This is a genomic window from Nostoc sp. NZL, assembly GCF_015714705.1.
Taxonomy (GTDB): domain Bacteria; phylum Cyanobacteriota; class Cyanobacteriia; order Cyanobacteriales; family Nostocaceae; genus Nostoc; species Nostoc foliaceum_A.
Genome location: NZ_WBKL01000131.1, coordinates 45466 through 60516, shown reverse-complemented (window position 1 = coordinate 60516; position 15051 = coordinate 45466). Strand labels below are relative to the sequence as shown.

Here is a 15051-nt window from a genome sequence, read left to right as displayed (position 1 = left end):
GCGCGACACTGAATAGCCCATTGGAGATATTGTTCTCGCCGGCCCCATGCTAATTCAGGAATTAGGAAATCTCGTCGCTATCAACCCACTCATCATAGGATGAATCATAACCACTATAGTGAACAAAGTATTGCTGATTTTGGATTTGCTCAATCGTTGCAGAATACCAGGCCTCTTGGTCATCATCCCAACATTTTACCTTTTGCCCCACTGCATATCCATTGTCATCTGTGGAGCGAAGATCGCGAGTCCGAATGTCATCTTCGCCCACCCACTCGTCATAAGATGAACCGTAACCAAGGTAATGAATAAAGAATTGGTCATCTTGGATTTTCTCAATTGTTCCCTGATACCAATCTTCTTCCTCACCATCCCAGACTTCTACTGTTTTGCTGAGTTCATACTGATTTTTATCTGACTTGGCAGCAGAAGCTGACGAAACATCTTGGATGGGTTTTTGTTCTTCTTGTTTAATTTCTTCTTTTACTAAAGTATAAGCTTGCAAAATTAAACTGCGAACGACAGTTTGAATTCCTGTATGTTCATAATAATTGGTAGTTTGATCCAGGAATGCTGCGACAAAATCTAAATTATCATCAGCAATCTGAATAAAATTACCTAAATGACTAGAAATTGATTGCGGGGTTATGCCTGTTTTGGATACTAAGTTATTCATCCAACCTTGCACCGAGTTGAAACCTTGACTGATAAAACCAACTTTATCAGAGGGGTTACTACCTGGTAGAAAGTTATTGATGGCTAAGAAAACCGGATTTTGAGTTATTGCGCCAGCATCAGTGCCACTAATAACTCCGTGAATCTTGCTGAGAAAGTCGGGGCCTAATGGCAGAATTCCGTCTATACAAACTAAAGCTATCATCCGCATTAAGGATGCATTTTGATAGTTGTTAGCAAGGGAATTAGCAAACTCTTGAGGATTCGGTTGAGGAATGCCATTTAGTTTGCAAAAAGCAATAATTTCGACGGCGATTTTTAGTACTAAGTCAATTGATTGGGTTACATCAGCTTTGGGAGTAATGTTGCCTAAAAAAGACAGAAAGCCGATTTTCTCACTAATTTTATTCGCTAAAGCCGCCGTTGCCATAGCTGTGTCTGCCTTATCAATTGTTTGATAAAGTTTGATTGCAAACTGGTAGCCTTGTTGAGGATCTTCGTATAGAACAACAGCGCGATCGCGGATTTTCTGAATTACCTTAGCATCGGTAACTCCAGTAATGCTGCGAATATTATTCTCAAACCCCGTCAAATTGCTCCACTCACCTGGCGCTACATAATCAAGAGCATTTAAAACTTTGACAGTGATATTGTCAGTCGGTAATTCGTCAACCAACTGAATAATTGATTTATCCATCAGCCGATCCTCAAAACTCCAAATTATCCTTACAACACAGTTCAAATAAACCCACAACAACCAATGGCAGTGGCTACCCTACGTGAAGCCTTTCTCTGGTCAAGGCTGCGCGAATTACTGAACCGTATTAATAGAGTTCCCTGACCTGACCAAAAAATAACAACTGGCGATCGCTAGCCAAAAAATCACCAAGAAGCTCCGGGGCAGGGTGCTCTTCGCTGGGGGAGCAAGCCCTGCCCCGTTCGCGCAGCGTCTCCAAGAGTTGCCGTGAAGCGGAGCGGAACATGGGTATGTTCGCGAACAGCGTGTCGCAGACAAGCCCCGCCATAAAGGGCGATCTTACTGGGGCGGAGTCTGAGCTTCCGTCTCAGTTTTCCCCCTTGCTCCCTGCCCCCTGCTCCCCTGCCTCTTTTGACCTCTCATCTGCTGACTTTTCGAACTTGTGAGTCTAAATCTGAGCGCAACTCAGTACCAACATATTTGTTTTTTTAACCTATTGATAGCGGTTTCTTAACGTTACTGGGATAGTTTGAGGTTGCTGAATACGAATTAATACTAGTAAGGTATGTAGCTGTTTTCTGAATAGATGCCCAAGTTTTTCCTTACGGATATTGCGATCGCCCAAACTGTGAAGTAAGTTTTTGCATCCATTCTTTTGTAGCTATGGGAGGCGATCGCGCCACCAATGAGTCCAAAACACCTATTTGACCGAAGAGGCGGAGGGGCACTTTGCTCTTAGCTGGGGGAGCAATAGAAAGTCCCGTTCGCGCAGCGTCTCCAAGAGTTGCCGTGAAGCGGGGCGGAACATGGGTATCAAGCCCCGTCTTTCTAAGACGTTCTTGATTGGTCGGAGTACAAGATCCGTTACTATCTCCCCCCTGCTCCCTGCTCCCCGCTCCCCTGCCTCTTCTGACTCTCAGTATCTTGAATGTGTAAATAATTTTATCTGTATGAAAACCATATTTTGATGAATTTTATTACGGCAAGAGATTATTCTTGATTACCAAATTTTCAGGTAGTTCTTCAACCATTGCTGAACCTGCGAATTTGGATATGAAACAAGTCGAAAGTATTGAATATTAATTAAATACAAGCACGGTGTAAATTTGTATTTTAATATACAAACTTTTGCTCTAAAAGTTTAACTCGATTCACACAATTAAACGAAGAGATTTCTATGCCCAAGATTATCATTAATGAATTTTACCGTGGTGGAAACTTGACCACAACTGACGAATTCATCGAGTTTTTGCTTGTTGAAGACTTGACTGCTACACAGCTAGAGTCTTTCTTTTTTGGAGACTCAACAGCCACCAAAGCCGCTAAATTTTCTGGTTATAAATTTACAAATGTTAGTTCCATAGCCTCCACCTTCAAGGCTGGAACTCTCATCACAGTTGGTGGAACTACAGGTATTACTCAGAACACATCCTATAACCCATTAGGTGGCGACTGGAATATAGCTCTCAACGCTGGTGGTTCCTTTCTACCTAACGCCAACAGTGGAAATAATGGAGATATTGCTGCTGATGATATTGTTTGGGTTGATACCTCAAATACTGGTGCCACTATTTCAGCAGATGGATTTGCTGTAGATATTGGGACTGTATCAGGAGCATTTACGAGTGCAGCAAATATCGATTTTGGCACCAGCACAAATAACACAGGCTATGCATTAAACTCAAACCTTGCTGGCGCAACTACTACTACTACTAACTGGACAACAGGAATTGCATTTGCTTCAACCACACCTGGTCTGTCCAATGGCGGCGCTAATACGACTTATATCAATAGTTTACGTTCTACCGCGCCAGCTTTGTCTCTAAGTGTTACTCCTAACTTATTTGCTGAAAATGCTGGTGCAAACGCTGCTACAGCGACGGTGACCCGCCTAGACACCTCTGGATCAGATTTGGTAGTAAATTTAAGCAGTAATGATACAACCGAGGCAACAGTACCCACAACTGTCACCTTCACTGGCAATAGTTCGACTGCAACCTTTTCTATTAATGCTGAAGACGATTTAATCTTTGATGGCTCTCAGTCAGTAACGATAACTGCTTCAGCCACAGGTTTTACTGACGGTACTGTTGGCATCACGGTAACAGATAATGAAGTTGCTGCGTTTCCAATTGTCAACTTATCCCTCAGCGCTACTGCTGGCTTGGAAGCAAACACAACAGCTATCACCGTTACTGCTACTGCATCCAGTGCCGTATCTGGCAATCAGACCGTTAGCTTAGGGGTTTCTGGAACAGGTATCACCGCTGGGGATTTCTACCTGACCAATAATATCATCACCATTCCTAGTGGAGAAACCACCGGTTCTGTCACCTTTATCATTGCCGATGATGCGATCGCAGAAGCGACAGAAACTGCAATATTGACCATTGCTACACCCTCCGCAGGCATTATTCTGGGCAGCACCACTTCGCAAAATATTACGATTACCAACAACAACTCAAGCTTTTTGCAGAAAGTTGGCGACTTCACCAGTACAAATGGTGCTGAAATATCCGCCTTTGATTCTGGAAGCGATCGCCTATTTGTCGTGGCTGGCAGCATAGTTGAAATTTATAATGTCAGCAATACAGGCGCGTTGACCTCGGCTAGTTCTTTAACCACAGGATTTACGCCCCCCGCAGGCACACAAGCTATTCCCAACAGCGTTGCGGTCAAAAATGGGATTGTTGCAGTCGCCTACGCCATTCAAAACACCACCACAAACGCTCAACAGACGGGACAGGTGAGTTTCTACAATGCCGCCAGTGGAAGCTTCTTGAACTCGGTTGCAGTGGGTGCATTACCAGATATGCTGACCTTTACGCCCGATGGCACGAAAGTATTAGTAGCAAATGAAGGAGAACCCAATAGCTACGGGCAAGCAAATTCGGTAGATCCTGAAGGTTCAGTTAGCATTATTGACATTTCGGGTGGCGTGGCTAATGCAACCGTTACCGAAGCCTCATTTACCAGCTTCAATAGCCAGATTGCCACACTCAAAGCCGCAGGCGTGCGGATTACTGGGCCCGGCTCGACGGTGGCACAAGACCTAGAACCAGAGTACATTGCTGTATCTTCAGACGGTCAAACCGCGCATATTACCCTGCAAGAAAACAATGCGATCGCTATTCTGGATATTGCCAGCGCCACCATCACCAACATTTTGCCGCTGGGTGTAAAAAATCACAATCTTCCAGGTAATGGATTAGATGTTAGCGATCGCGACCTAACCAACAGTACTGGTAAAATCAATATTCAGAATTGGCCAGTGTTTGGGTTATATCAACCCGATGCGATCGCTAGCTTCACCGCCAACGGACAAACCTACTACATCACCGCCAACGAAGGAGATTCTCGCGATTACACTGGTTTTAGCGAAGAAATCCGGGTTGGCGCAGCCGGATATATCTTAGACCCAACCATTTTTCCTAATGCTGCAACCCTAAAAAATAATGCCAATCTGGGACGGTTACAACTAACCAACGCCACCGGTGATATCGATGGGGACGGAGATTTCGATCGCATCGAAGCATTTGGGGCGCGTTCCTTTTCGATTTGGGATGGAAGCGGCAATCAGATATTCGACAGTGGCGAGCAATTTGAACAAATTACGGCAACCAAAGTACCAACTCTGTTTAACTCAGATGGCACAGTTGCTAGCTTTGACACCCGCAGCGATAACAAAGGGCCTGAACCTGAAGGTGTGGTGATTGGAGTTATCAACAACCGCACCTATGCTTTTATTGGTTTAGAACGCACCGGCGATGTCATCGTCTATGAGGTGACAAATCCCAACAAGCCAACCTTCGTTCAATACATCAACACCCCGGAAGATATTGCGATCGAAGGGCTAACTTTTGTCTCGGCGGCTGACAGTCCTACAAGCAAACCTCTATTAGTCACCACGAACGAAGTCAGCAAAACGGTTGCTGTGTTTGAAGTAACCCCATCCGTTCGGATTAGTGATATTCAGGGAACAGGGCATATCTCATCCTTTAGAAATCAGACTGTCAGCAATGTAGCGGGAATTGTGACAGCTAGGGCGAGTAATGGTTTCTACTTGCAAGACCCCACCCCAGACAGCGACGATCACACCTCAGAAGGTATTTTTGTCTTCACTTCATCAGCCCCAACCGTATCCGTTGGAGATTCCGTGTTGGTCAGTGGAACTGTTACGGAATTTCGTCCGGGCGGCGATGCCAATAATTTGACTAAAACACAAATTACCACTCCCACAATTGTCACTGTTTCCAGTGGTAATGCTTTGCCCTCTGCCACAATTCTTGGCAATGGCGGCAGAAACATCCCAACGACGGTAATCGATAACGACACTACTGGTAATATCGAAACTGGCACAACCACTTTTGATCCCGTCCAGGATGGCATCGACTTCTATGAAAGCTTAGAAGGGATGGTGGTGCAGGTAAATAATCCTGTGGCAACTAGCCCGACAAATTCTTTTGGTGAAATTTGGGTGCTGGCAGATAATGGCGCGAATGCCACAGGACGCACAGCGCGTGGCGGTATTCTCGTCAGTTCCAATGATTTTAATCCAGAGCGTATCCAAATTGATGACACGCTGTTTACCTCTGGTAGATCCCCCGACGTTAACGTGGGTGCGACTCTCGGCACAATTACAGGTGTGGTCGATTATAGCTTTAACAACTACGAAGTTCTGCCCACATCGGTAACTGTTACCTCAAATTCCCTGAGTAAGGAAGTCACTAATTTAACTGCCACCACCAACCAACTCACAGTTGCTACCTTCAATGTTGAAAACCTTGACCCAGGTGATGGTGCAACCAAGTTTAACAATCTTGCCAGCCGGATTGTCAATAATCTGCAATCGCCAGATATCCTTACTATCGAGGAAATTCAGGACAATAACGGAGCGACAAATAACGGCGTAGTTGACGCTAGCACAACTTATCAAACATTAATTGAGGCGATCGCAGCTGCGGGCGGCCCCACCTATGAATACCGCCAAATTAACCCAGTCAACAATCAAGATGGCGGTGAACCTGGTGGCAATATCCGGCAGGGCTTCTTATTTAATCCCGACCGAGTTCAATTTGTAGATACCCCCGGTGGCGGTTCCCTAACTAACACCACAGTTACCGATGTTAATGGTGTTCCCACACTTTCTGCCAGTCCTGGTCGCCTTGACCCCACCAACTCTGCCTTTACTAGTAGTCGTAAGCCGTTAGTTGGTGAATTTACTTTCAACGGTCAAACTGTTTATGTAATTGGCAACCACTTTAATTCTAAAGGCGGTGACCAACCGCTATATGGGCCAAATCAACCACCAACCCTCACTAGCGAAACTCAGCGCCAGCAACAAGCTACGGTGGTGAAAAACTTTGTCGAGAATATTTTAGCAATCGACCCCAACGCCAATGTAGCGGTAGTGGGTGACTTGAATGACTTTGAGTTTTCCAACCCTGTCAGCATTTTAGAAAGCGCTGGGCTGACTTCCTTAATTGAAACTCTGCCGGAAAACGAGCGTTACACCTATAACTTTCAAGGCAATGCCCAGACACTTGACCACGTTTTGGTGAGTAATAACTTGCTCAACAAGCTAGATGGGTATGATGTAGTTCACATCAACTCAGAGTTTTTTGACCAGGATAGCGATCATGATCCTAGTGTGGCTCGGTTTAATCTACCTGCAAACAATGCCCCCACGGTAGTCCAACCCCTTGACGACCAAATCATCTCTACTAATAAATCGTTTTCTTTCAATGTCAATAACAAATTTGCTGACATCGATCAAGCCGACACCCTCAGCTACAGTGCTACGGGTTTACCCATCGGCTCTAGTATCGTTGCAAACACAGGTTTGATATCCGGTACTATTTCCCAAACCGGCATTTTTGCAGTTACAGTCACCGCATCTGATGGCAAAGGTGGCAATGTTAGCGATACCTTCGACCTGACGGTTGCTAATAACAAGGCGACATCTGGCGACGACATCATCTTTACCAGTCAACTTACTGGTTTAAACAGATACATAGTCAATGCTCTAGCTGGGAGCGATCGCGTGATCGGCAGTGATGCCAACGAGGCGATCGACGGGGGAAAAGGCAATGACTACCTCGATGGTAAGGGAAGCAGTGATATGCTCCTTGGAGACGATGGCAATGACACACTTCTAGGAGGAACTGGCAGTGACATAATCTCTGGGGGCGATGGTAATGATCTCCTGATTGGTTGGGGGGGTAGCACAAACGAAATCGACCTACTCAACGGTGGTAAGGGGGCAGATACTTACGTCTTGGGTGATGCCACTTCGGTTTTTTATACCAGTTCTCAAAATCGTGACTATGCCAATATTGTCAACTTCCAAGCAGACGATAAGATTCAGATCAAGGGACTTGCTAACAATTACTCCCTAGGGTCAGCATCAGCCGTGTCTATAAATCTATCTGCTGTTGGCATCTTCACCAACAATGGGGCGGAATTGATTGCTGTTGTGGAAAACGGATTAAACCGAAATACAAATTTGGCAACAGATAGTCGTTTCGTCTTTGTTTAATACACAAAACCGTCCCTCTCGTCCGTCGGCTATGGTGTACACACAAGTCCTAAAAAAACTAGCTTGATAAGTTTTTGCTCGTTCCCATGCTCTTCATGGGAACGAGATAAACGAGAGAACAATGGCTGGCGATCGCTATCATGCAGGTAAAATGGCGATGCTGGATAGTAAAAGACCCGTAGTATTGCTCTAATTCCCTCCTTAAAAAAAGGAGGGTTAGGGAGGATAAAATCTTAACCCAAGCATATTCGGTCTTGTTGTGGTTAAGATTGTCAAGCTGTATTACCTATTTCTCCGTCTCCACTTGCTCCCGTTGCTTACCATATTCCCGCAGCTGCTTCAAGAGGTTTTCTTGAGATGAGCTAGAGATAGACGGACTGGGGGTTGGTTCAAGGTTGGTATCGGTAATTGCAAAATTAGCAGGTGAGGGATTGATTACGTAGACAGGTAGGGACTTGTCATTAGACATCGCCTGTTGGGTTGGTACTGGGGTAGGAATTAAATTATTTGGTTTGTTCACAGCAGCTTTTACCGAATCTAGAGTAGTAGCAACTTGCACTTGTTGCTGCATCTGTTGTGTAGAAGATACTAAACCACTTAGACCATTCACCAATTGCCGCAAATTTTGGCGGAAAGTAGGATCACCTGTCAATTCATCCAAATCAGATGTAATTTTTTGGCTATTTTCAAACGTTACTCGTGCTGAATCTAAAGTTTGTTGCAGCAGCACCGCATTTTTTGGATCGTTTAAGGTTTTAGAAGCATCACGTAAATTAGCTGAAGCTTGCGCTGCATTTGCTGAAAGAGCTTCTAAATTGTTGAGTAATTCTCCTTGAGTGAATCGATTAACAGTTGGTGATAGGCTACTGACTGTAACACGCAGTTGGTTGCTGGTTTCGGTGATATTGTTCAAAGCACCAACCAGCGAAGAACGATTTGTTGTTAACAGATTATCTAGGTTGTTCAGCAAACGATTTGCTTGAGTTGCAGTTGCACCGAATTGATTTACAGTTTGAGTCGCGGATGCATTAAGTTGGTTTGTCGCTCGTTGCACTGAATTAGCAGTGGTTGAAAATGTATTTAGTTGTTGTTGCAAGCTTTTGGTCAAGCCTTGTAAATCCTGACTTAGCTCAGTAAAACTGGATGCTGCACCTGTGGTAGTTTCTAGAACCCTATTGACATTTCTATAAAATTTTGGGTCATTGTATACAGCAGCTAGCTCAGTTGAACTGCGAATTAGTGCATCAACACTGATGCCAACTTGACCTTTTAACCGAGAACCATTACAAACTATGAGACTAGTATCACAACTTTTATCTAGGGGTTTAGCAATCACAACCCCAGCAGGTAAGCTTGCTTTTGGTGTAATGTCAATAATACTTTCGCTAATTAATCCACTTTGATTAGCTTCCACCACTACCTGACGGGGGATAATTAGGTCAGGTTGGGCAATTTCAATCTCTACATCAATAGCATTTGGTCTTGGTCGAACCTGGGAAATAGTTCCTACCTTAACGCCTCGATAGCGAACTATTGCTCCCCTTTCCATTCCGCCAGCGTTAGCAAATTCGACAATAACTTTGTATGAACGGCCGGCAGCAGTGAATCTATTTAACCACAGAAAGAGTAATCCAAATACCCCTAATCCTAGCAGGAGTAACAACCCCACAGAGCCTTCTCTAAATGTTCGCCCAGACGCGAAGCGGCTTGTCATCAGACCTCGCATTTTTTTCCTCCACCCAATAAGTTAGCTATGAGTTGGGAGTTAGGAGTTGGGAGTTGAATTTAACTCTCGCTCCTCATTCTTAACTCCTCATTCTTAATTCCTCACTTTTAACTCCTAACTCCTAACTTCTCACTTTCTAACCGACGACTTGAATCGGCCCTTTTACACTTCCACTGATAAATTGTCTAATCAAAGGATGTTCGGTGTTGTATACTTCACTAACTGTACCTTGCCACTGCACTCTACCTTCATAGAGAAATATAAGTCTATCAGCTGTACGACGGATAGTACCGTCTTGGTGGGTAACAACGGCATAGGTACTACAAACTCCATGTAAACATTGCAAATGGCGGATTAAATCTTCGATTACCGTTGAGGCAATAGGATCAAGTCCGGCTGTTGGTTCGTCGTATAGTAGAACTTCTGGGCCTTCTGAGGGATTATCGGGATTAGACATAATCGCACGGGCAAAACTTACCCGTTTTCGCATTCCCCCAGAAAGTTCAGCTGGGTAAAGGTGGCCGATTGCTGGCAAACCTACCATCTCCAATTTTTCTTTTACCAAATCTCGAATCCGCGATCGCGGTAGCTTTGAATTTTGATAAAGTAAAAATCCCACATTCTCCTCCACCGTCAGCGAATCAAATAGCGCCGCCTGCTGAAACACCATGCCAATGCCAACCTGCTGGCCACCATCCTCAATCAAACCGTCTCGCCGTACTCCTTGCACATAAATTTCTCCCTCATCGGGAGTAAGTAACCCCGCCATTACCCGTAAAATTGTTGATTTACCAGTCCCTGATGGGCCAATAATCCCCAGTGCTTCTCCTCGGTAAATGGTCAAGTCTACATTATCTAGAACTTTATGGCTACCAAAGGACTTAGAAACACCTTTTAGTTCAATCAATGGTTCAGTCATTAGTTATTAGTCATTAGTCATTGGTGAGCCAATGCCTTGGGCGGGTTCCCCAATTTTTACCCCTACAAGGATCTTGCTACCCGCAGCATCTCTCCTTCTCCCAAAAGGAGAGGCTACCGTCAAGGGGGAAAGCAAATGGCGTTAATTAGCGACATTCGCGTAGCAGACGTAACAGAAAGAGCATCACCCGGAGAGTCATTAGTCAGTAGATAATAAACAAATGACTTCTCACAACTAACAAAGGACAAATACGCCCAATAGTGATGTCATAGTTATTGTTAGGGCATTGTATAGTACATTATAAGTATATGATTAGCATCCTGATTAGCAAACTTTATTTTTTTAGCATAATTTAGCATAATTTTAATGATTATTTGCGATGTTTAACGTCCCATAATCCCCTCAACGCAAGGCTGACTAAGACACCGTAGTAATTTAACGTCTCAGTAACGCAAGACTAAGACTCTAATTTTCCGTGGACATCAGCAAAGTCATATAATAGTATAAACATACTAAGAATTACTATAACTACTCAGAGAAAAGCGACGACAACAAAAACTAACTAACAAGTTAATGCAACGTATAGAATTTATATTTTATTTTTGAAAATCAAAAGTTTCTGATTACCGACTTTTATATAAGTCGCCAATTTCGTTTTTCCCGAATGATTAAATAGGGCTATATACATATATAGTTTAGAATCATCCAAAGTTATTGGAATTAGCAGAGTTATTAGATATAGCGATTCCCATTCAGATGCAGTACAACATTACATCACGAAGTGTAGGGGCACGGCACTGCCGTGTCTTTACGGGTGTATCTCACGTAAACGAGAACCACTATAATTTGAGAGTTTAATAGCATCCTCCGTCAATCTTAAAGTTGGCAAGTGCCAAAATTATTCACTAATATTGTAACAATTCCTGATAAAAATAAAAGTAGAGATTATGAGTAGCCACTTAGAGCAGTTTGCAAGTGATAATTCCTCTGGTATTTGTCCAGAAGCGCTGGAATATATGATTAGGGCAAATCAAGGTAGTGTTCCAGCCTATGGAAATGATGAATGGACTCAAAAAGCCACAGATTATTTTCGGGAACTTTTTGAAATTGATTGTGAAGTATTTTTTACCTTTAATGGTACAGCCGCAAATTCTTTATCTTTAGCTGCCCTTTGTCAGTCATATCACAGTGTCATTTGCCATGAAACATCTCATATAGAAACCGATGAATGTGGCGCACCTGAATTTGCATCTAATGGTTCTAAATTGTTACTTGCTCAAGGTAAAAATGGCAAGCTAACATCAGAGGCGATAGAGGCAATTGTGACTAAACGTACTGATATTCATTATCCAAAACCTAAAGTTATTAGTATTACACAATCAACAGAATTAGGGACTTTATATTCTATTGAAGAACTTCTTAAAATCAAAGAAGTTGCGAAAAAGTATAACTTAAAGATTCACATGGATGGTGCTCGTTTTGCAAATGCAGTTGCGGCGATGAATAAAAGCCCTGCTGAAATTACTTGGAAAACTGGAGTGGATGTGCTGTGTTTTTGTGGTACAAAGAATGGAATGGCATTAGGTGAAGCCATTCTTTTCTTCAACAAAGAGCTAGCAGAGGATTTTGATTATCGATGCAAGCAAGCAGGCCAGCTAGCTTCAAAAATGCGGTTTATCTCCGCTCCCTGGTTGGGTTTATTGGAAACTGGTGCTTGGCTAAAAAATGCCAGACATGCCAATCAATGTGCTGAATACTTGGAAAATCAACTATTGAACATAGAAGGTGTTGACTTGATGTTTCCTAGAGAAGCCAACGCCGTGTTTGTTAAATTACCTGAACAAGTCATTTATAGCTTAAAAGCAAAGAACTGGCAGTTTTATACATTTATTGGTGTGGGAGGAGTACGTTTTATGTGTTCTTGGAATACGACTCAATCAAGGATTGATGAATTGATTGATGATATTAAAAACGCAACTATTTACAAAAATTAAATATAAAAAATCTCAAATAATGAAGTAAGCAGACCAATCCTAAAACTGTCCCAACTCATACAACTTATCTAAGAGACTGCACAAAACCAGGCTCTGTCAGACTTGGAACTATATCCAATCTCACAGCTAATAGTCATCACTTATAATGCAAGCACTTACTTGGCATGGAACTTCAACCGCACTTTTGGTTGCTGTAATATTTTATGCATAATATAGCGGTTCTCGTTTACCTGAGGTACACCCGTAGCTATACTTGTCGATATAATGCTGTAACGCATCTGAGTGGTAACCGCTATATAATTTTATTTCAGTGCTTAGGTTTTCAGTGTAATTTAGCTCACATAAAGCTATTTACTTGATAAACGCTTTGTAATCTTCAATTAACTTTGCCAAGCGTAAAGCAAGAAATGGACTTGCATCCTGCAAAGCTTCATAAATCTGAATACCTTCTTCTCGATATCGAACAATTTTGTCTTGAGTCCAATAATGTGGTGGTGCTTGTAGGTTACTGATTCTATCTGCTAATTTCACCATCCATATTTCTTGTGGTTGCTCTTTTATCCTTTGTAAACTATCTGCCATTTGAAGATGTTTTACTAAACTTTCATCTTTAGTCAGCGCAAGTACACCATTAGCTACTGATTCACCAAATTCGGTTTTTATTTCCTCAAATGTTGTGTTAGTATCTTCTATTGTGTCATGTAAAATAGCACATTGAATAGCAAGATTTCCGTCATGTTCTGTTTCGACGCTTAGGGCTGCAATTACTTCCATGCTCACAAAACTCAAATGCATGATGTAAGGTATTTCTGAACCTGACATTTTCTGACCTTGATGTGCATGTGCTGCTTTCTTTAAGGCTTTAATGTAAGTTTCTTGTGACCAGTTGTTTGGGATAAGTTGATATTTTTCCATTTGTCAGTTTTTTTCATGAAGTGATGCAATGCTGTATGCCACAATCCTAAGTTATTTGTGAACACTCAAGATTTTTAGAGTTCTCCTGTCTTCGCTCACTGCCACTCACCAGTTCAATAGTTCAAAGAAGACAAACGTGTTATGATTTGCCGCTCCCTCTGCCAAGTTTGGTTGTGCAACAATATTTCATCATCACTGGTTTTGCTCATGGATGCTTATTGCATGGGTTATAAAAAGAATTTCAAAAATAAAATGGTAAGTTTTGAAGATTTTAAATAACAACTCCAGCTATCCGGCTAGTTTGATAGAAAGATTTTACTCAATACATATATTTTTTGCATACAACAAAATTATTAATTTTTACTTAACTAAATGTAATTTTATATAACAGCTATAAAGTAAGTATAAGCGGTGTCATTGAGAGTAAAGTTAAATAATTTTAGAGCATTGTGGTTGCTTGACCTTTTTTTAATTAAAAATTAAAAGTTAAAAATTAAGGATGATAATAATTTTTAATTAATTAATTTGGGGTACAAGCCCCCACTGATAGCGCAGCGTAAAGCCTTCTCTACGAGAGGCTCCGCCAACGGCATGGCTTCTCTACGAGACGCTACCGCGAACGCTTAGAGCGACGTAGGAGCGTCTTGCAATTTTTAATTAATAATTTTTAATTTTTCATTGGAGCGTTCGCGCAGCGTCTCGTAGAGAAGCGACTTGACTTTAGTCTGTTTTGTTCACGATGACATAATTCTGTTTATTCCAGCTTAAGCACTTACAGGTTAAAAATTGAGATTTTGCTGAGAATTACATAATAATTTTCTCAAGAAAATCTCAGCTTTCTATATATGAATTCTTAGATATTTATAATTCTTAGACTAATTATTTAAGTAATGATTAGTTAAAGGCTAAATCTAAAAACTATATTGTTGTTCAATGCAATGAGGAATTTGAATCATGAAGCTCATAAATTTATTCATACTAAGTTTATCTTCTATTGTCATGGTTAGCTGTGTTCCAGAAGTATCAAGTAATCAGTCTAAGGAAAGTCCTATAGCTGTGAATACATCTTTTCCTGCATCTTCAACGTCGGCGAAGCCTGTAGCCCCTTCAGCACGTTCTCAGGAGTCAATTGCTATGAAGTCAGGCACTTTTATTTCAGGAGAACATACAACTCAAGGAACAGTCAGTATTACAACCAAAGGCGGTAAATCATTTCTAGAGCTTGAACAGTCGTTTAAAACGTCTGAATCAGGGCCAGATTTAGTCGTAACTTTGCATCGTTCAGATAACGTAATTGGTTCAACAAAGCCACCATCTTATCCTTTAAAAAATGGCGATTATATCATTCTTGCTCCCTTAAAAAAATATAGTGGCGCTCAAACATATTCTATTCCTAGCAACATCAATTTAGCAGATTACAAATCTGTCGCTATCTGGTGTCGCAAGTTCAATGCTACTTTTGGCGCTGCTAATTTGATTAGTTGATTTTTAACTAATCAATCAGCAGCGCAAGGCCGAATTATCGCGTCGTTATGAAGTTGAAGTTACCCCTAGTTTGCTTGAGAAGGACGATGACGGCTGTTATCC

Annotated in this window: 8 protein-coding genes; 3 read left to right on the top strand and 5 right to left on the bottom strand. The window is 42.1% G+C overall.

Annotation, left to right across the window (positions count from 1 at the left end; all coding sequences use genetic code 11):
- Positions 1-61 precede the first annotated feature (61 nt).
- Both F8R90_RS18810 and F8R90_RS33480 read right to left on the bottom strand, forming a co-directional pair.
- A complete protein-coding gene (locus F8R90_RS18810; RefSeq protein WP_196511934.1) occupies positions 62-1372 on the bottom strand; it encodes a Tudor-knot domain-containing protein in 1311 nt (436 codons plus the stop codon).
- 602 nt (positions 1373-1974) lie between these two features.
- Positions 1975-2100, bottom strand: a complete 126-nt coding sequence (locus F8R90_RS33480; protein WP_269141771.1) for a hypothetical protein — start codon at positions 2098-2100, stop codon at positions 1975-1977.
- Positions 2101-2549: 449 nt separating this feature from the next.
- Here F8R90_RS33480 and F8R90_RS18805 point away from each other — a divergent pair, with 449 nt between their 5' ends.
- Positions 2550-7910, top strand: coding sequence for a choice-of-anchor I family protein (locus F8R90_RS18805; protein ID WP_196511933.1), 5361 nt, complete (start codon positions 2550-2552; stop codon positions 7908-7910).
- Positions 7911-8196: 286 nt separating this feature from the next.
- On the opposite strand, the gene F8R90_RS18800 is transcribed toward F8R90_RS18805, so the two are convergent.
- Positions 8197-9636, bottom strand: coding sequence for an MlaD family protein (locus F8R90_RS18800; RefSeq protein ID WP_196511932.1), 1440 nt, complete (start codon positions 9634-9636; stop codon positions 8197-8199).
- A 136-nt stretch (positions 9637-9772) separates the two neighbouring features.
- Positions 9773-10555 carry an ABC transporter ATP-binding protein gene (locus tag F8R90_RS18795; protein ID WP_196511931.1) on the bottom strand — a complete coding sequence of 261 codons (783 nt, stop codon included), beginning with the start codon at positions 10553-10555 and terminating at the stop codon, positions 9773-9775.
- Positions 10556-11502: 947 nt separating this feature from the next.
- On the opposite strand from F8R90_RS18795, the gene F8R90_RS18790 reads away from it, so the two are divergent.
- Positions 11503-12549, top strand: coding sequence for a threonine aldolase family protein (locus F8R90_RS18790; protein WP_196511930.1), 1047 nt, complete (start codon positions 11503-11505; stop codon positions 12547-12549).
- Positions 12550-12900: 351 nt separating this feature from the next.
- Here F8R90_RS18790 and F8R90_RS18785 read toward each other — a convergent pair whose 3' ends face one another.
- Positions 12901-13464: an HD domain-containing protein gene (locus F8R90_RS18785; protein WP_196511929.1), complete on the bottom strand. Its 564-nt coding sequence runs from the start codon at positions 13462-13464 to the stop codon at positions 12901-12903.
- 954 nt (positions 13465-14418) lie between these two features.
- On the opposite strand from F8R90_RS18785, the gene F8R90_RS18780 reads away from it, so the two are divergent.
- Positions 14419-14949 (top strand): DM13 domain-containing protein, encoded by a 531-nt coding sequence (locus F8R90_RS18780; protein ID WP_196511928.1) that lies wholly within the window; start codon positions 14419-14421, stop codon positions 14947-14949.
- Positions 14950-15051 lie beyond the last annotated feature (102 nt).